Origin of the sequence: Streptomyces sp. NPDC126510 (genome assembly GCF_040302345.1) — a bacterium.
Taxonomy (GTDB): Bacteria; Actinomycetota; Actinomycetes; order Streptomycetales; family Streptomycetaceae; genus Streptomyces.
Genome location: NZ_JBEORR010000005.1, coordinates 1 through 18,269, shown reverse-complemented (window position 1 = coordinate 18,269; position 18,269 = coordinate 1). Strand labels below are relative to the sequence as shown.

General features: G+C 72.6%; 16 protein-coding genes. 15 read left to right on the top strand and 1 reads right to left on the bottom strand.

Going from position 1 to position 18,269, the window contains the following annotated elements:
- The first annotated feature begins 6 nt into the window (after window positions 1-6).
- The 8 genes from ABTX60_RS07790 (at window position 7) to ABTX60_RS07755 (ending at window position 7,862) form a co-directional block, all read left to right on the top strand.
- The gene (locus tag ABTX60_RS07790) at window positions 7-417 is read left to right on the top strand and encodes a Pycsar system effector family protein (RefSeq protein ID WP_352096188.1); all 411 of its coding nucleotides are present in this window, start codon (window positions 7-9) and stop codon (window positions 415-417) included.
- 182 nt (window positions 418-599) lie between these two features.
- A complete protein-coding gene (locus ABTX60_RS07785; protein ID WP_352096187.1) occupies window positions 600-1,163 on the top strand; it encodes a class I SAM-dependent methyltransferase in 564 nt (187 codons plus the stop codon).
- Between the two features lie 408 nt (window positions 1,164-1,571).
- Window positions 1,572-1,940, top strand: a complete 369-nt coding sequence (locus ABTX60_RS07780) for a hypothetical protein (protein ID WP_352096186.1) — start codon at window positions 1,572-1,574, stop codon at window positions 1,938-1,940.
- Window positions 1,940-3,388, top strand: a complete 1,449-nt coding sequence (locus ABTX60_RS07775) for an FAD-binding oxidoreductase (RefSeq protein ID WP_352096185.1) — start codon at window positions 1,940-1,942, stop codon at window positions 3,386-3,388. Before ABTX60_RS07780 ends, ABTX60_RS07775 begins: the two co-directional genes overlap by 1 nt.
- Complete coding sequence (locus ABTX60_RS07770) at window positions 3,385-4,158, top strand: SDR family NAD(P)-dependent oxidoreductase (protein WP_352096184.1); 774 nt, start codon at window positions 3,385-3,387, stop codon at window positions 4,156-4,158. Before ABTX60_RS07775 ends, ABTX60_RS07770 begins: the two co-directional genes overlap by 4 nt.
- Before the next feature lie 153 nt (window positions 4,159-4,311).
- The gene (locus tag ABTX60_RS07765) at window positions 4,312-5,274 is read left to right on the top strand and encodes a GNAT family N-acetyltransferase (protein ID WP_352096183.1); all 963 of its coding nucleotides are present in this window, start codon (window positions 4,312-4,314) and stop codon (window positions 5,272-5,274) included.
- 76 nt (window positions 5,275-5,350) lie between these two features.
- Window positions 5,351-6,190, top strand: a complete 840-nt coding sequence (locus tag ABTX60_RS07760; protein ID WP_352096182.1) for an ester cyclase family protein — start codon at window positions 5,351-5,353, stop codon at window positions 6,188-6,190.
- Window positions 6,191-6,224: 34 nt separating this feature from the next.
- Window positions 6,225-7,862 carry an FAD-dependent oxidoreductase gene (locus tag ABTX60_RS07755; protein ID WP_352096181.1) on the top strand — a complete coding sequence of 546 codons (1,638 nt, stop codon included), beginning with the start codon at window positions 6,225-6,227 and terminating at the stop codon, window positions 7,860-7,862.
- A 140-nt stretch (window positions 7,863-8,002) separates the two neighbouring features.
- On the opposite strand, the gene ABTX60_RS07750 is transcribed toward ABTX60_RS07755, so the two are convergent.
- Window positions 8,003-8,488: a MarR family winged helix-turn-helix transcriptional regulator gene (locus tag ABTX60_RS07750; protein ID WP_351639446.1), complete on the bottom strand. Its 486-nt coding sequence runs from the start codon at window positions 8,486-8,488 to the stop codon at window positions 8,003-8,005.
- A gap of 124 nt (window positions 8,489-8,612) precedes the next feature.
- On the opposite strand from ABTX60_RS07750, the gene ABTX60_RS07745 reads away from it, so the two are divergent.
- From ABTX60_RS07745 to ABTX60_RS07715, 7 genes are all read left to right on the top strand, one after another.
- Window positions 8,613-10,169 carry an FAD-dependent monooxygenase gene (locus ABTX60_RS07745; RefSeq protein WP_352096180.1) on the top strand — a complete coding sequence of 519 codons (1,557 nt, stop codon included), beginning with the start codon at window positions 8,613-8,615 and terminating at the stop codon, window positions 10,167-10,169.
- 150 nt (window positions 10,170-10,319) lie between these two features.
- On the top strand, window positions 10,320-11,264 hold the full coding sequence (locus ABTX60_RS07740; RefSeq protein ID WP_352096179.1) for a methyltransferase: 945 nt from the start codon (window positions 10,320-10,322) through the stop codon (window positions 11,262-11,264).
- Window positions 11,265-11,391: 127 nt separating this feature from the next.
- Window positions 11,392-12,369: a quinone oxidoreductase family protein gene (locus ABTX60_RS07735; protein ID WP_352096178.1), complete on the top strand. Its 978-nt coding sequence runs from the start codon at window positions 11,392-11,394 to the stop codon at window positions 12,367-12,369.
- 156 nt (window positions 12,370-12,525) lie between these two features.
- Window positions 12,526-13,503: a quinone oxidoreductase family protein gene (locus ABTX60_RS07730; RefSeq protein WP_352096177.1), complete on the top strand. Its 978-nt coding sequence runs from the start codon at window positions 12,526-12,528 to the stop codon at window positions 13,501-13,503.
- 213 nt (window positions 13,504-13,716) lie between these two features.
- On the top strand, window positions 13,717-15,312 hold the full coding sequence (locus ABTX60_RS07725) for an MDR family MFS transporter (RefSeq protein WP_352096176.1): 1,596 nt from the start codon (window positions 13,717-13,719) through the stop codon (window positions 15,310-15,312).
- A 194-nt stretch (window positions 15,313-15,506) separates the two neighbouring features.
- Window positions 15,507-16,547 (top strand): methyltransferase, encoded by a 1,041-nt coding sequence (locus ABTX60_RS07720; protein WP_352096175.1) that lies wholly within the window; start codon window positions 15,507-15,509, stop codon window positions 16,545-16,547.
- A complete protein-coding gene (locus ABTX60_RS07715) occupies window positions 16,544-18,151 on the top strand; it encodes an FAD-dependent oxidoreductase (RefSeq protein ID WP_352096174.1) in 1,608 nt (535 codons plus the stop codon). The genes ABTX60_RS07720 and ABTX60_RS07715 overlap by 4 nt, the downstream gene beginning before the upstream one ends.
- Window positions 18,152-18,269: the final 118 nt, after the last annotated feature.

Genomic DNA, 18,269 nt, shown 5'->3' with positions numbered 1-18,269 from the left:
GTAGGCATGACCACACTCCGGGGCGAGCGCACGGCGGACCTCGGCCGACCGCTTCCGCCCGAGGCGTTCCGCGAGGAACTGGCGAAGGCCGACCACCGGGCGGGCCTGACCCTGGCCACTCTGGGCGCCGCCCTGGCCGCCCTCCTCACCGCGATCACCGCCGGTGTCATCACCCCCGCCCAGTACGCCGCGATCCCCCAGCTCCTCCTCTGGACCGGCTGCGCGGCCTGCGCCCCGTCCCTGGTCCTGCTGAGCCTGGCGAGGACGCCCCACCCGGCCCCGACCGCCGACACCCCGCCGCAGCTCCTGACCCGGACCACCCGCGTCAAGCACCGCCGGATACGGCACGCCATGACGTGGGGGGCCGCCTTCCTCGCCCTGACCCTCGCGGGGACGCTGGCGGGGGCGCTCTCCTAGACGGCCCGCCGGCTCACCGGTCCTGAGCACGGGGGCCGGACCAGCCCACCCGGCCCACGGTTTGGAGTGCGGCTGGAGTCTCGCTCGCGAAGGCATCCAGGGCCGTCGCCCGGGGGCACGGCATCTGTAACTCTCGGCGAAGAGACCGCGAACGTCTCGAGACTCGTGACGGGGAGTTCCGCATGCCCAGTGCCGTTTCCTGTACCGACCCCGCGGCCGATGCCGCCGTTTCCTCCTTCGAAGCCGCCACCGGAACCCTCCTGCGGCAGCTGGTGCTGGCGGCCGGACCGCTGACGGTGCTCCAGATCGGCTGCCCGCACGCGTCGTTCACCGCCCGGCTCGCGGCCGCGATGAGCGAGAACGGGCAGGGCCGGGTCATCTGCTGCGAGCCGGAGACCGCACGTGCCGAAGCCGCCGCGACGGCGGTGGAGAAGGCCGGACTCGGACGGTACGCGGAGGTACGGGTGGGCCGTCCCGAACGGTCGCTGGCGACCCTGCCCGGGCCGGTGGACCTGCTGCTGCTCGGCGGCCCGCCGGAGTCCTTCCTGCCGCTGCTGAAGCTGGTGGAACCCCGGATGCTGCCGGGCGCGGTGGTGGTGGCCCTCGGCGTGCGGCACGTGCCGGCGCCGTGCGCTGAGTTCCTCGCCCATGTCCGGTTCTCCGGCGGCGGCTACGTGTCGCTGCCCCTTCCCTTCGACGGCGACGGCGACGGCGGCGGCGTGGAAATGGCCGTCCGCGCCGCCTGACGCATCCGCGCCGCCCTGACGCATACGCGCCGCCCGACCGCATCCGGGCCGGCCGCCCTCTAGGAGTGCCGTGTCCCTTCGTCCGTTCGACCCGGAGTTCCTGCCCGACGGACATCCCGACAAGAAGACCGTCCCGCCCCGCGCCCGCGTGCCGCGCGTCGTGTGGCGAGGGCTGGTGCGTTACCTGCTGCTGCCGGCGTACCGCGCGCTGGTGGCCCTCGGCTCCGTGCACGTGGCCGCGCTCTGGCACCCGGAGTTCGGGCCTGCGTGCTGCCCGCCGCCGAGGGAGGAGCCGCCGCCCGGCTACAGGGCGTTTCGAGCGGGTCTTGAGAGCGGGCCGGAAGCCTGGCCGGGACAGCCCCACCCACCGGTTCCCCCAGTTCCCCCAGAGAATCGAGGAGATCTGCGATGAGCGACGTACGGCTGGTCGGCACCTGGACCACGCAGTTGGACGACGACGGCAAGGCGGTCCCCGGGCTCGTCAGCTTCTCGGCGGACGGCACGGTCGTCTCCACCCAGCTCAACACGAAGAACATCGGCCTGGGCACCTGGCGTGCCACGGGCCCGGGCAGTTTCGAGTACGGCTTCCACATCCTGGCCGCGGACCCCGAGGGCAACCACGTGGGCGAGGCGCACGTGCGGGTGTCGGGCGAGTTCGTCTCGGACACCGAGTGGCAGGGCACCGGCGGTGCCGAGTTCTTCGACCCGCAGGGCACCAAGCTGCGCGGGCACGCGGGGTCCAAGGTGACCGCCGGCAAGTTCGGCATCGACGACTGATGCGGGCGGCGGCGCTGCGGGACCGGCTCGACGGGGACCTGGTTCTGCCGGACGAGACGGGCTTCGCTCTGGCCCGGCAGCTGCAGAACACCGAGTACGACACGATCGAGCCGTACGCCGTCGCGTACTGCGCCTCCGAGCGGGACGTCGCGCTGTGCGTGCGGTACGCCCGGGAGCGGGGGGTGCGGCCGCACGTCCGGGCCGGCGGCCACAGCTTCAACGGCTGGTCGACCGGTGAGGGGCTGGTCGTCGACCTGTCCCGGATGAACCACGTCGTCGCCGAGGGGCCCGTGGTGCGGCTGGGCGCGGGCGTCCAGTCGCTGGACGCGCTGGACGCCCTGCGGCCCCAGGGGCGGCAGATCGTCACCGGCACGTTTCCCACGGTCGCCGCGGGCGGATTCCTGACCGGAGGCGGGATCGGCTGGCAGACGCGGAAGTTCGGGCTGGGCAGCGACCGGGTCGCCGCGGCGCGCGTCGTGCTCGCCGACGGCAGGACCGTACGCTGCTCGCCCACGGAGGAGCCCGACCTGTACTGGGCGTCGCGTGGTGGCGGCGGGGGCACCTTCGGGGTGGTCACGGAGTTCGAGGTGCGCTCGATCGACGCGCCCGCCATGACCGGCTTCGAGACGCTGTGGGCGTACGACGACGCCGTGGAGGTGCTGACGGCCTGGCAGGAGTGGGCCGTCGACGGGCCCGACGAACTCGGCACCTCCCTGGTCGTGCTGCCGGGCATGTTCGGGCCCGGCGGGCGTCCGGTGGTCCGGGTCTGGGGAGTGCACCTGGGGCCGGACGAGGCGCTGCGCGACGGACTGGACGAGCTCGCGGAGCGGGCCGGGTGCAAGCCGTTGAGCAGGACCGTCGGTGCACGGGGCGGGTACGCCGAGGTGATGCACGAGGCGCTGTGCGGCTCGAAGTCGGTGGCCCAGTGCCGTCGTACGGGCACCGGGCCCGAGGCCGAGGGGCACCGCCACCCGTACACCCGGCAGAGTTACCGGCTCACCGGCCGGGCCGCGACCCGGACGGAAGCGGCGGCACTGCTCGATGCCTGGGACCCCGCGCTCGACGAGGCGGGGCAGGAGCGCTATCTGCTGTGCATCGCCCTGGGCGGTGCGGCGAGCCGCGTGCCGGGCGGCGCGACCGCCTACGCGCACCGGGACGCGCGGTTCCTGGTGGGCTATCAGTTCGCCTGCCGCGAGGCGGGGACGGACCCGGCGGCACCGGCGCGGCTCACCGCCCTGGCGGACCGGGCGGCCGCGGCCCTCACGCCGCTCGCCTGCGGCTCGTACATCAACTTCCCCAGCTCGCGGGTGGACGAGGACTGGGAGACGGAGTACTTCGGCGCGAACCGGTTCCGGCTGCGCGCCGTGAAGCGGGCCTACGACCCGGAGGACTTCTTCCGGCACGCGCAGAGCATCGGCCGTGCCCCGACGACCGAGGTGGACTCATGAGGACGGATCTGCGGAACAAGGTCGTGCTGGTCACCGGCGCCTCCTCGGGGATCGGCCGGGCGACGGCCGTGGCGTACGGGGAGGAGGGGGCCAGGGTCGCGATCACGTACCACAGCGACGAGGACGGGGCCCGGGAGACGGCACGGCTGGTGACCGAGGCGGGCGGGACACCGCTGGTGGTGCGCTACGACCTCGCGGACGAGCGCCGCATCCGGGACGCCGTGGGGCGGGTCGCCGAGGAGTGGGGCGGCATCGACGTGCTGGTGGCCAACGCGGTGGTCTGGAGCGAGGCGATCCCGCGGCCCGGGCAGCCGGTGCCGCGCTTCGAGGACGTACCCGCGAAGCAGTGGCAGGAGGTGCTGCGCACGTCCGTCGACGCCGTGTTCCACACGCTCCAGGCCGTGCTGCCGTGGATGCGCGGACGGCCGTGGGGCCGGATCGTGCTGCTCGGCGCGGGGCTCGCGGACACCGGCAAGGCCGGGGCGGGGGCCTACGGCGCCGGCAAGTCCGCGCTCTTCGGGCTGATGCGCAGCCTGGCCTGGGAGCTGGGGCCGGACGGAATCCTGGTCAACATGGTCGTGCCCGGCCAGACCAGCACCGAGACGGTGCGGGCGCACGTGCCCCCGGGCTTCCTGGAGGAGAAGGGCAAGACGTTGCCGTCGGGCCGGATGTCCGCTCCCGAGGACGTGGCCCGGGCCGTCACCTTCCTCGGCTCGGCCGCCAACGGCAACACCAACGGCGAGACGCTCCGCGTGACGGGCGGCGCCTGACGGGCCGGACCGGCGTCCGGCCCCGGCCAGGGCCCCGTCGCATTCCAGGGATCTGGGAGTGCGGCGGGGCCCGCTCCGTTCCGGCCGGTGCCCGCGCCCGCTGTCGAGTTGTCCTCGACGGTGTTTCGAGAGGCCCGGGTCACCGTGTGGGGCATGGAGATTCGTAGCCTCGACGGCGATGAGCCGGCGACCATCGCCGCGTTGCTTCCCGGGTTCCGGGACACCATGAGCCTGGAACTGCCCGGGGACCCGCCGGTGACTCAGGCCCTGCTGGCACGGCTGTTCCAGCGGCGGCACGGGACGGAACGGATCGTGCTGGCCGCGTACGACGACGGCACCCCGGCCGGTGTGCTGAAGCTCGGACTCGACCGGTCGGACCCGAGCGGGCCGGGACACGGCTCGCTGTGGGTGTTCCCCGGTTTCCGGCGGCGCGGTGCCGGGCGGGCACTCGCGGCCGCGGGGCTGGCGGCGCTGCGGGAACGGGGGCGGGACCTGCTGCTGGCCGACGCTCCCAGGGCGGAGGCCGGTGAGCGGTTCGCGGCGGAGCTCGGTGCCGAACTCATCGGCGAGAGCGTGCGGCATCGGCTCCGTCTGGCCGGGCCCGCCTCAGCGGTGCTTCAGGCCGCGGCGGCCCGGCCGGTGCCCGGGTACCGGCTGGTGAGGTGGCAGGGGCCCTGCCCCGACGACCTCGTGGACTCCTACGCGCGGGCCTGGAGCGCACTGGAGGAGCGGGTCAACGGCCAGGCCAGGATCCGGCGTCCCGCAGCCGGCGACGTACGGGCGCGGGAGGCCGAGGCGGAGCGGGCCGGGCATCTGCCCCATGTCGTGGCGGCGCTGCCCGAGCACGGCACCGCGATCGTCGGCTACGCCACCTTGTTCGTGCGCGACAGCCCGATGGCGGACGGCGGCGAGACGCTGGTGCTGCCGCAGCACCGGCGGCGCGGTCTCGCCACCCGGCTGAAGAGCGAGCTGCTGCTCGGGGCAGCCCGGGAGAACAGCCGCCTCGCGCTGGTCCAGGTCTTCAACGACACCGCCGACACGGCCGTGGTCGCGCTCAACCGGAAGCTGGGCTTCGAGGCCGACTCGTACTGGTCGACCTACGCGCTCAAGGCCTGAGCGGACCGCACCCGCGCATCCGCACCGACCCCGATCCCCAGCACGACCCAGATCGAGAGCCGAGCGAGAGGAACCCATGACCACCGTGATCCCTGCCGGGCAGCGCACGCGCAACGCCGAGCTGATCCGCGAGCTGTACGGGACGCTCTACCGCGAGCGCCGCTTCGAGGAGGCGGATCGCTTCTTCCACACCGGCCACGTCGAGCACGCCCCGGCCGACTGGCGGACATCGGACCGCACGTTCCCGGCGCTGCGCGCGGACATCGACCACCTGGTGGCCGGCAACGACCGGGTGATGCTCTTCGCGACCTGGACCGGACGCTCCCGCTCGGGCGCCGAACTCCGGTTGCACACAGCCGAGTTGTACCGCCTGGCGGACGGCAGGGTCGCCGAGCACTGGAACGTGGTGGACCGCGACGTGCTGGCCGCGCACGGCGTGGACGGCGGACCGGACCGCAGCGGCCAGCCGGCCGCCCCCGGTCTGCACGGCCCGCACAGCGACACCGAGCGGGCCAACGCGGAGCTGGTGCTGGGCGCGTACCGCGACGTCTTCAGCGAGCACCGGCTGGAGCTGGCCGAGCAGTACTACCACCAGGACTACCGGCACCACAACATGCGTACGGACGCTGTGCCGGACGGGCTCGACGCGTTCAAGGCGTTCTTCGCCGACAACATCGCCGCCTTCCCCGACCTGGTCACCACCGTGGACCACATCGTCGCCGCCGACGACCGGGTCATGGTCTTCGTGACCTGGACCGGCACGCTCACCGGCGCGTGGAGCGGGGGCGGCCCGTCCGGGCTGCCTCTGGAGATGCGTACCTGCGACCAGTTCCGGATCGAGCGCGGGAAGGTCGCGGAGCACTGGGAGGTCGTGGACTACCTGGCCCTGGGCCGGGCCGGACTGCCGACCCCGTGAACCCGTGCCCGATCACCCAGAGAGGGACCCTGTGATGACCTCCGCTTCCGACCCTTCCGGCAGCGCACCCGTACTGATCGTCGGTGGCAGTCTCGTCGGGCTGTCCACCGCCGTGTTCCTGGCCCGGCACGGGGTGCGGTGCACCCTGGTGGAACGCCATCCGGGCACGTCCGTCCATCCGAGGGCCGTCGGCTACTACCCCCGGACCGGGGAACTGCTGCGCCAGGCGGGGGTCGAGGACGCCGCCGTACGGGAGGCGTCCGGCTTCGCCACGCACCGCACCCGGGCCGGAGTGACGTCGCTCGCCGGTGAGGTGCTGTTCAGCAAGGAGGAGCTGGAAGGCGACGACGACCTGGGCGATCTCACCCCGTCCCGGCTGCTCCTGCTGCCGCAGGACCGGCTGGAGCCGCTGCTGCGGGACCGTGCGGCGGAGCTCGGCGCCGACCTCAGGTTCGGTACGGAGCTGTTGTCCTTCGCGGAGGACCCCGAGGGGGTCACCGCCGTCCTCGGTGACGACACCGGCACCCGTACCTTCCGCGGCTCCTATCTGGTGGCCTGCGACGGGCCGCGCAGTACCGTCCGGGAGGCGCTGAAGGTGCCCCGGCAGGGGCGCGGGGTGCTGTCCCGTCACGTGAGCATCGCCTTCGGCGCGGATCTGCGCCCGGTGCTGGGGGACCGCCGCTACAGCGTGGTCCACGTGCAGAACCCGCAGGTCACGGGCATTCTCGTGCATGACGACAGCTTGACCGGGGGCACGCTCATCGTCGGGTACCGGCCCGAGGACGGGGAGAGCCTGGAGGACTTCACCGACGACCGCTGTGCGGAGCTGGTGGGGGCCGCGGTGGGAGCGCCGGGGGTCGAGGTGACGATTCGTTCGCGCTTCCCCTGGGACATGGCGGAGCAGGTGGCCGAGAGGTTCGTGCACGGGAGGGTGCTGCTGGCCGGGGACGCGGCGCACGTGGTGCCGCCGACCGGGGGCTACGGAGCCAACACCGGTATCGCCGACGCCCACAACCTCGCCTGGAAGCTCGCCCTGGTGGCCGGGGGCGTCGCGGGGCCCGGCCTGGTGGAGACGTACGACGCCGAGCGGCGGCCCGTGGCGGTCTACACGGCCGAGCAGGGGTCCCTCCAGCTCGCCCTGCGTTCCGGCACCGCGACCCCGGAGCAGCGGGCGGCCGTCGCGGACGCGGTGACCGTGACGTCCGGCCAGGCCTACCGTTCCGCCGCGGTGGTGGCGGAGCCGGGCGGTGCGGACCTGCCGGTGGCCTCCGATCCGCGGGCGCTGCGCGGGGAGCCGGGGACGCGGGCGCCGTACGCGGAGCTCGTGCGGGGTGGTGAACCCGTATCCACGCTCGACCTCTTCGGGCGGGACTTCGTCCTGCTGACCGGGGAGAACGGCCGGGCGTGGATCTCGGCCGCCGTCGCCGCCTCCGCCGCACTGGGCCTGAAGATCACCGCCCGCCGGGTGGTGCCGGGGACGGACGCCGGAGCGGGCACGCTGGCCGACCCGGACGGCGGCTGGTCCGAGCGCTACGGCGGTGTGCGCCCCGAGGGCGCCGTGCTGGTACGGCCGGACGGAGTCGTCGCGTGGCGGTCGCCGGGCGCGGATCCCGGGGGTGCGGAGGAAGCGGTGCTGGGGGCGGTCCTTCGGGGCGTGCTCGACCGGGGCTGAGATGCCCGTGACGCATCCACGGCTCACATGGGGGTGCGCGTAGCGGGGTGCGTCGTGGGCCGGGCCGGGGCGGCGGGGGCCGTCCTCGGCCCGGCGGCGCCGTTCGCGGCCCGCCCGGGGCCAGGGGTGCGGGGAGGCGGCTACGCGGAGCCGTCGTGCTGCAACTCGCCCACGGAGTCCACGTACTTGATCAGCAGGCGGGCGAACTCGAGCCGCTCCTCCTCCGGCCAGTCCTGCGTGATGCGTTCGAAGGCCGCGCGCTGGTGGCGGCGGAAGCGGGCCAGCGTCTCGTGCCCCTCCGGGGTGAGCTGCAGGATCGTACGGCGGCCGTCGCGCTGCGAGGCCGCACGGATCAGATAGCCGGCGGAGATGCAGTCGGAGACCATCCGGCTCGCCACGGAGGGGTCGACGGCGAGGCGCTCGCCCACGACACCCACGGTGATCTCCTGACCCTCCTGGTCGGGCCCGTCCTGCACGATGTTGAGCACCAGCGTCCTGGTGAAGTCCTTGCGGGACACCTGCTTCTCCACATTCAGCGCCTGCGCACGCCGCAGCCGGGAGAAGGCAGGACCGACGGCGTCGAGCAGATCCGCTGCCCGCGGCGGGGGCTGAGTCGAAGTGTCCATGTCCGCATTCTAAGCGAGTTGATTACGGCAGACGAGCATCTGTATGCTCTCAATCGACTGCATGACGTTAAGCATATACCTGTGAGCTAACATCTATCGCGAACATCAACCGAGGGGGAACCTCATGTCCCAGTCCGTGCCACCCGAGCACCCCGATCGCAATGTCGAGATCGCCTACGACACCGACGTCGACTTCGACGTGCTGATCGTCGGCGGCGGCCCCGTCGGCATGCTGCTCGCCGCGGAGCTCCGGATCGCCCGCGTCCGGGCGGTCGTGCTCGAGCGGCTGCCCGAGCGCACCCCGCACTCCAAGGCCTTCGGGCTGCACGCCCGCTCCCTGGAGTCCCTCGACCGGCGCGGCCTGCTCAAGAGGTTCCGCGAGGGGGCCCGCTCCTGGAACAACGGCCACTTCGCCGGCCTCGACGAGTGGGTCGACTTCTCCACCCTCGACAGCGCGCACGGCTATGCCCTGCTCTCCGAGCAGACCCGGACCGAACGGCTGCTGGAGGAGCGTGCCGCCGAGTTCGGCGCCGAGATCCGGCGAGGTCACGAGGTCACCGCGATACGCCAGGACGCCGACGGCGTCGAGGCCGAGGTGACCGGACCCGACGGCACCTACACGCTGCGCGCCGGTTACGCCGTGGGCTGCGACGGCGGCCGCAGCCTGGTCCGCCAGGAGGCCGGCATCGCCTTCCCCGGCACCGGCGGCCGGGTCACCGCACGGCTCGGCGACGTGATCCTCGCCGACCGCGAGAACGCCCCCATGGGCATGGAGCGCACCGAACGCGGCCTGCTGTTCTGCGTGCCCCTCGACGACACCTACCACCGCGTCTCCACGTTCGACTTCGAGGCCGACCGCGAGCCCGGGACGGAGCTCACCCTGGACGAGCTGACCGCCAGCCTGCGCGAGATCTGGGGCGACGACCTCGGCGCGCACGCGCCGCGCTGGCTCTCCGTCTTCACCGACTCCGCGTGCCAGGCGGACCGCTACCGCGAGGGCCGGCTGCTGATCGCGGGCGACGCCGCCCACACCCACTTCCCGGTCGGCGGCCAGGGCGTCAACCTCGGTCTGCAGGACGCCTTCAACCTCGGCTGGAAGCTGGCCGCCGCAGTGCACGGCTGGGCTCCCGAGGACCTCCTCGACAGCTACGACCGGGAGCGCCAGGCGCCGGCCCGCAAGGTGCTGGCCAACACCCGTGCCCAGATCGCGCTGATGAACCCCGACCCGTACGTCACCCCGCTGCGCGAGCTGTTCACCGACCTCATGCGCACCGAGCAGGTGAACCGGTACCTCGCCGAGATGCTCAGCGGTGTCACCGTCCGCTACGCGATCGACGGCCCCGAGCACCGGCTGCTCGGCGACTTCGCCCGCGACCTGGAACTGAAGACCGAGGACGGCGTCCGGCCCCTCCCCAAGTTCCTGAAGCGCGGCACCGGTCTGCTGCTCGACCTGACCGGCGACTCGCTGATCGGCCAAGTCCACGAGAAGTGGGCCGCGGGCGTCTCCTGGGCCGGCCGGCTCCAGCACGTCCGGGCCGAGTGCGCCGAAGAGCCGCAGCTGGCCGGTCTGCTGGTCCGCCCCGACGGCTATGTCGCCTGGGCCGCCGACCGGGACATGCCGGAGCCGCAGCTGCGGGAATCGCTGACCGCGGCCGTCAGCACCTGGTTCGGCACCGTCTGACGAAGGGCCGCGATGGCCGAAGGGGGGCACCTCCCTTCGGCCGGCACGGCACCTTCCCACCCCCCACATCGCTTGTGCACGTGAGAGGAAGCAGTGAGCAATCCCCCCTGGTCGCAGGAGTTATTGGAAAAGAGCGACCTGATCACCCCCATGGCCATCAGAGTGGCGGCCACCCTCGGACTCTCCGACCACATGGCCGCCGGAGCGGTCACGGTCGAGGCGCTGGCCCGGGAGGTGAACGTGGACGCGACCGCCCTGGGCCGTCTCCTCGGTCACCTGGTCAACGCCGGGATCTACCGCACGCTCCCCGACGGGGGGTACGAACCGACCGACCTCGGTGTCCTGTTGCGCGACGACGTCCCGCAGTCGGGCCGGGACTGGCTCCGCCTGGACGGCCCGACCGGCCGGGGCGAGGCCGCGGTGTTCCGCCTGCTCGACGCGGTGCGCTCCGGCGGGCCCGTCTACTCCGCGCTGTACGGACAGGAGTTCTGGACGGACGTCGAGGCCGACGGCGCGCTCGCCGAGGCCTTCGCCCGGCGGATGGCCGCGAGCATGCGCTGGGTCGTCCCCGAACTGCTGGCCCAAGGCGACTGGCGGGCCGTCCGTCATGTCGTGGACGTGGGCGGCGGCAGCGGTGACCTGCTCGCGGCCGTGATCGACGCCACCCCGGGCGCGCGGGGCACCCTGCTCGACCTGGAGGCGCCCGTGGCGGCGGCCGAGCGGGACTTCGCCGCCGCCGGCCTCCAGGAGCGCTGCGCGGCGGTGGTCGGCAGCTTCTTCGACCCGCTGCCCGCCGACGGCGACGTGTACCTGCTGTCCAACGTCCTGCTCAACTGGCCCGACGACCGGGCCGTCGAGATCCTCCGGCGCTGCGCCGAGGCCCTCCGTCCGGGCGGCCGGGTCATGGTCCTGGAGGGTCTGCTCGACGTGCAGACCGACCAGACGGACCTGGACCTGCGGATGCTCATCTACCTGGGCGGGCGGATGCGCACCACCGAGCAGCTGCGCGAGCTGGCCGCCGGCGCCGGGCTCGCCCTGCGCCGCGTGGTCGACCTGGGACCGGTGCGCTCGCTCGTCGAACTCACCCGGACCTGATCCGGCTCGCTCCCTCCCCCCCTTCGAACCCCCGCCGTGCAGGCAGGGCTTCCCCGTCATGCACGCGCGCGAACTCCACAGAACGACACAGAACGACACAGAACGACACGGAAAGAGGAGTATGTCCATGCGTATCGTCCGACACCACGAGTTCGGCGCCCCCTCGGTGCTGCGGCTCGAAGAGGCCGAAAAGCCCACCCCCGGTCCCGGCCAGGTGCTGATCCGCGCCGAGGCGGTCGGGGTCAACTTCGCCGAGTGCCAGCGCCGTCAGGGCATCCCGGTCGGCGGTCCCGCCACGCTTCCCGGCTCGCCCGGCGGTGACGTCGCGGGTGTCGTCGAGCAGCTCGGCGAGGGCGTCGACCAGGTGAAGGTCGGGGACCGGGTGGTCACCGGCGTCGCCGCCGACGGCTACGCCGAGTACGTCGTCACCCAGGCCGACTGGCTGTTCGCCGTCCCCGAGGGGATCGACGCGGGCCAGGCCACCTCGCTGCCCATCCCCGGCCAGACCGCCTACCACGTGATCGTCACGGCGGCGAAGCTCCAGCCCGGTGAGACCGTGCTGATCACCGCCGCCGCGGGCGGCATCGGCCATCTGCTCGTCCAGATGGCCAAGGCGCTCGGCGCGGGTCAGATCATCGCCGCCGCCCGCGGTGCGCAGAAGCTGTCCTTCGCCGCCTCGCTCGGCGCGGACGTCACCGTCGATTACGGCGAGGACGGCTGGGACGAGAAGGTGCGCGCCGCGACCGGCGGCCGGGGTGTGGACGTCGCCCTGGAGACCGTCGGCGGCGACATCCTCACCAAGTCCGTGAACCTCACCGCCCAGTTCGGCCGGACGGTCGTGTACGGCGCGGCCGGTGGCGAGCTGCCGGCCGTCGACGTCGCCGACATCTTCGACAACCGCATCGTCATGGGCTTCAGCATGTGGGGCGTGATGGGAGCCAAGCCGGACGCCATGGCCCGGGGCGCCCGCGAGCTGCTGGACATGGTGACCTCCGGCACGGTCCGTCCCGTCGTCCACGCCGAGCTGCCGCTGAAGGACGCCGCGGCCGCACACGAGTTGATGGAGTCGCGCTCCCAGCTCGGCCGTGTGGTGCTCGTGCCCTGACTCCTCCTCAGGTCGTGCATCGAATCACTGATGTGCGGTTGACAAGTGCATGCATGAGGACATGTAATTGTCCCACACCATGTAACCCGGATCCCTGGGCGGAGCCGCGCGATCACCCTCCGCGGCTCGACAACACCTCCTAGTTGGGAGAACACCATGCGAATCGTCCGCCACTACGAGCACGGCGCCCCCTCGGTGCTGCGTGTCGAAGAGGCGGAGAAGCCGCAGCCCGGACCGGGCGAAGTGCTGATCCGCTCCGAGGCCATCGGCGTCACGTTCGCCGAGGTCCAGCGCCGCCAGGGCATCCCGATCGGCGGCCACGCCACGCTGCCCGGCGCCCCCGGCGGCGATGTCGCCGGTGTCGTCGAGGTACTCGGCGAAGGCGTCACCAACCTGAGCGTCGGGGACCGAGTCGTCGTCGACGTCGACCACAGCGCCTACGCCGACTACGTGACCGCCGACGCCGCCTGGGCCATCACCCTCCCGGACACCATGGACGCGGCCGAAGCGACCCTGCTGCCGAGCCCCGCCCAGACGGCGTACCACGCCATCAAGGAGTCCGGCCAGCTCAGACCCGGCGAGTCGATCCTGATCGACGCCGCCTCCGGGGGCGTCGGCCACCTCGCCGTGCAGATCGCCAAGGCGATGGGCGCCGGCAAGGTCATCGCCACCGCCAGCACGCAGGCCAAGCTGGACTTCGTCCGTGACCTCGGCGCCGACGTCACCGTCAACTACACCGACGACGACTGGGACGACCAGGTCCGGGCCGCGACCGACGGCCGGGGCGTGGACGTCGTCCTGGAGACCGTCGGCGGCGACATCCTCGCCAAGTCCATCGCGCTCACCGCCCAGTTCGGCCGGCTGGTCTTCTACGGCTCGGCCAGCGGCGATATCAAGCCCATCCACCCGCTGATGCTCAGCCGGATGAAGACCGTGGCCGGATTCGCGCTGTACGCCATGCTCTACAACAAGCCCGAGGCCATCGCCGCGGGACAGCGCGACCTGCTCGACATGATCGCCACCGGCAAGGTGCGCCCGATCGTCCACGAGCGGCTCGGCCTCGACGAGGCCGTCAAGGCGCACGAACTCATGGAGGCCCGGGCCCAGCTCGGCAAGGTCGTCCTCGTCCCCTGACGCGGGCCGGCGACCCACCGCCTCCGACCCACGTGGCCGGCCACGACTTCCCCCGTTCGGGACCGGCCACCCGCCGTACGGCACGAGAGGCCCTCGTGCCGTACGGCGCAGTCCACAGCAATCCCCTGACGGATCCCACACCGCAGCGACGCCGGCCGGTCACGGCCCGCGGGACGGGGATGGCACCCACTCCAGCCCGAAAGGCGAATCACCGTGCCCTCCCGGACCACAGGGGCAGACGGCCCGCTCACGACCGCCGCCGCCCCACCCCAGACCAGGATCAAACCCGTCATCACCGCCTGCCTGCTGGCCGTCTTCCTGGCCATGCTGGACTCGCAGATCGTGGCCACCGCGCTGCCCCGCATCGTCGGGGACCTCGGCGGTCTCGACGTCTTCGCCTGGGTGACGACCGCGTACATCATCGCCGCCAGCGTCACCACGCCCGTCTACGGCAAGCTCGGCGACCTCTTCGGCCGCAAGAAGATCTTCCTGATCTCCGTCGCGGTGTTCCTGGCCGGCTCCGCACTCAGTGGCGCCGCCCAGTCCATGGACCAGCTCATCCTGTTCCGAACCGTTCAGGGCATCGGCGCCGGCGGCCTCTTCGTCTCCGTGCTCGCCATCATCGGGGAGCTGTTCAACCCGCGTGAGGCCGCCAAGTACTTCAACCTCTTCGGGATCGTCTTCGCCCTCGCGGCGCTGGCCGGGCCCGCCGTCGGCGGCGTTCTCACCGACCTGCTGAGCTGGCACTGGGTCTTCCTGATCAACCTGCCCGTCGGCATCGTGATCCTGGTGCTGGTCTCCACCTGCCTGCACCTGCCCCCTGCCGACCGCGTCGCGCGGATCGACTACACCGGCTTCGTCCTGCTCAGCGCCGCCATCGTCGCCCTCACCCTGGCCGCCAGCTGGGGCGGTGTGAAGTACGAGTGGCTGGACTGGCGGATCCTCGGGCTCGCCGCGTCGGCGGTGCTGCTCGCCGTCGCGTTCGTCGCCGCCGAGCGCCGGGCCCCCGAACCCGTCATCCCGCTCCACCTCTTCCGCGACTCCACCTTCAGCGTCAGCGTGCTGGTGAGCGTCGCGGCCGGCATCGTCTTCCTCGGCTCGGTCAACTTCCTGGCGATCTACATCCAGGTGGTCACGGGCGCGAGCCCCACCATGTCCGGCGTGGTGCTGCTGCCCATGATGTTCGGCCTGGTCGCCTCCTCCGTCGTCAGCGGCGGGGTGATCACCAAAACGGGGCGCTACAAGTGGTACCCCGTGCTCAGCATGGCCGTCGGCATCGTGGGCGCGCTGCTCCTGGCCACCATGGACACCGGGACCCCCCGTGCCGTGGTCATCGCCTACATGCTGGTCTTCGGTGTCGCCGCCGGACTGAACATGCAGGTCCTCACCATGGCCGCGCAGAACACCGCACCCCGCGACGACATCGGCGCGGTCCACGCCACCGTGTCCTTCGCCCGGCAGCTGGGCACCACCGTGGGCATCTCCCTCTTCGCCTCGATCTTCTACAACCGGCTCACCGAGGAGATCGCCGACCGCACGCCCCCGGGGGCCCTGCGCGGCATCGACCCCGACGCGCTGAGCTCGACCGAGACACTGGACCGGCTCACCGAGCCCGTGCGCAACGCCGTGGAACAGGCGTACGCCGCCGCGCTCACCCCCGTGTTCCTCACGGCCGTACCAGTCCTCGTGCTGGGGCTGCTGGCCGCCCTGACGATGAAGAACCTCCCGCTGCGCGGCGAGCACCAGGGCGAGGGCCACCAGGGCGGAGAGGACCACCAGGATCACGAGGTGGCCGCCGAGGGGAACTGAGCCTCCGCAGCCACCCGTCGACAGCCGCCGTCCCGCACGGGACGGCGGCTGCCGTGCGCCGGTCCGCCCTGCCCGGCAGCCCTTCAGCGCCCTTCGAGCCCGAATCGACGGCTCGCGACCATCGTCGGCACTGCACAGCCGTACGACGCAGGACGCAGGCCGGAGAACCGGCAGAGGCAGACCAGGAGGCTCGTGTGACAACGACCGAAGACCCGCAGACGGCTCCGGCGGTCGACCCCGGACCACTGATCCGGCTGACCATCGCCGACTGCGCCGCCAAGGTGCTGCACAGCGCCGTCACCCTCGGCGTGTTCGGCGCGCTGGCCGAAAGCCCCGCCGACGCCGCCGAACTGGCCCGGCGCACCGGGACGCACCACCGGATGGTCCCCGACTTCCTGGACGCGCTGACCGGGCTCGGTCTGCTGGAGCGGACGCAGGACGGTTACCGCAACTCCCCGCTCGCGCAGGCCTATCTGGTGCCGGGCTCCTCCTCGTACCTCGGCGGCTTCGTCGAGCTCACCAACGAGACCCTCTACGGCACCTGGGGCCGGCTCACCGAGGCGATGCGCTCCGGCGAGCCGCAGCACCTCGACCCGGACAAGGGCGGCTTCGTCGGGGACCGGCACAAGGACCCCGCCAAGATGAAGCGCTTCCTGGCGGGACTCGACGCGTACAGCGACCGGATGGGTGCCGAGCTCGCCCGGCGCCTCGACTGGGACCGCCACTCCTCCTTCGTCGACCTCGGCGGCGCCCGCGGCAACCTCGCGGCCGTCCTGGTACGGCAGCACCCGCACCTGAAGGCGACCTGCTTCGACCTGGAGCGGACCCGGCCGCTGTTCACCGAGCACATCGAGGCCCTGGGCCTGACCGGCCGGGTCGCCTTCGCCGGCGGCGACTTCTTCACCGACCCGATCCCGCCGGCCGACGTCGTCGTCCTCGGCCACATCCTGCACGGCTTCGACACCGCCCGCCGGCGCGAGCTGCTCGGCCGGGTCTTCGAGGCGGTGCGGCCCGGCGGCACGGTCCTCGTCTACGACCGGATGATCGACGACGACCGCAGCGACCCGGAGCGGCTGCTGAGCAGCCTGCACATGCGGCTGGTCAGCCCCGACGGCTCCGAGTACCGGATCGCGGACTGCAGGTCCTGGCTGCGCGGGGCCGGCTTCACCGACGGAGAGGCACAGCCCCTGCTCGGCACCCACACCCTGGTCACCGCCCACAAGGAGGCAGCATGACGTCGCACCGGACCCCCGTTCTCATCGTCGGGGGCGGGCTGACCGGACTGTCCGCGGCCGTCTTCCTCGCCCACCACGGCGTCACCGCCACCCTGGTGGAACGCCATCCGGACACCTCCACCCACCCCAAGGCCCGTGCCATCAACCCGCGGACGATGGAGCTGTACCGCGCGGTCGGCATGGAGGAGCGGGTACGGGCCGGGCGTTCCCCCATCTCCGGCAACACCGACCTGGTGCACGTCGAGAGCCTCGCCGGCAAGGAACGCGTCCGGATGCCCAGTGCCTCCCCGGAGGACATCGGACGGATCAGCCCCACCCAGTGGACGCTGATCGACCAGAACCAGCTGGAGCCGATCCTGCGGGAGCGGGCCGTCGAGGCCGGGGCGGACGTCCGCTTCTCCACCCGGGTCGACGCGCTCGAAGAAGATGCGGAGGGGGTGCTGGCCCACGTCACCGACCTGTCCACCGGCGAGAGTTCACAGATTCGCGCACAGTACGTGATCGCGGCCGACGGCAGCCGCAGCCCGCTGCGCGAGATGCTGGGCATCGGGGCGCACGGCCGCGGCACGATCACCAACCTCGTCAGCTTCTTCTTCGAGGCCGACCTGACCGAGGCGCTGCGCGACCGCCGGATCATCGCCGCGTACGTCAACAACCCCGAGGTGCGCGGCACGATCATCCCCATCGACAACGACCGCCGCTGGGTCATCAACGTCTCGTTCTTCCCCGACCAGGGCCAGCGCGCCGAGGACTTCACCGAGGAACGGTGCACCGCCCTGGTGCGCGCCGCGGTCGGGATGCCCGACCTGCCGCTGAAGATCGAGTCGGTGGACATGCCCGCGTGGGACATCTCCGCGCGCGTGGCGGACACCTTCGCGACGCGCCGGGTGTTCGTCGCCGGGGACGCCGCCCATGTGATGCCGCCGACCGGGGCGTTCGGTGCCAGCACCGGCATCCAGGACGCGTACAACCTGGCCTGGAAGCTGGCGCTGGTGCTGTCCGGCACGGCCGGCCCCGGGCTTCTGGGCAGTTACGACGCCGAGCGGCGGCCGGTGGCCGAGGAGACCGTCCGGCAGGCGATGCTGCGGTTCGCGGTGCGGGAGGGCAAGCAGTACCAGGAGGTCGCCGCGGAACTGGTCGACGAGACGACCATGACGTTCGGGTACTGCTACCGCTCCGGGGCCTTCGCCACGGAGGAGGGGGCGCCCGACGCGATCGTGGAGGACCCCACGCACCCCTCGGCGCGGCCCGGGGCGCGCGCACCGCACCTGCAACTCGACGGCCCCGAGGGGCCGGTGCCGGTCACCGACCTGTACGGCGACGGATTCACCCTGCTCGTCGACGAGGCGGCGGGCCGGTGGACCGGGGCGGTGGAACAGGAGGCCGCGCGGCTGGGGGCCCGGCTGAAGGTCGTGCGGATCGGGCGGGGGACGCGGCTGTGGGACCAGGACGGGTCCTTCCGGCGGCGGTACGGGCTGCTGGCCGGGGGCGCGGTCCTGGTGCGGCCCGACGGGTTCGTGGGGTGGCGTACGACCGCGGGGCGCAGTGGGCCTGTCGACCAGGCGGCGATCGCAGCGCTGCGGGGGGTTTTGGACCGGGTCTAGGCAGGGGGTTGCCGGGTGGCTGCGGGCCGGCGGGGGCTGGTCGCGCAGTTCCCCGCGCCCCTGGAAGCGCGCTTCGCGCGCATCGGACGGCCGCGGTGCTCCGAGAAGGAGCACCGCG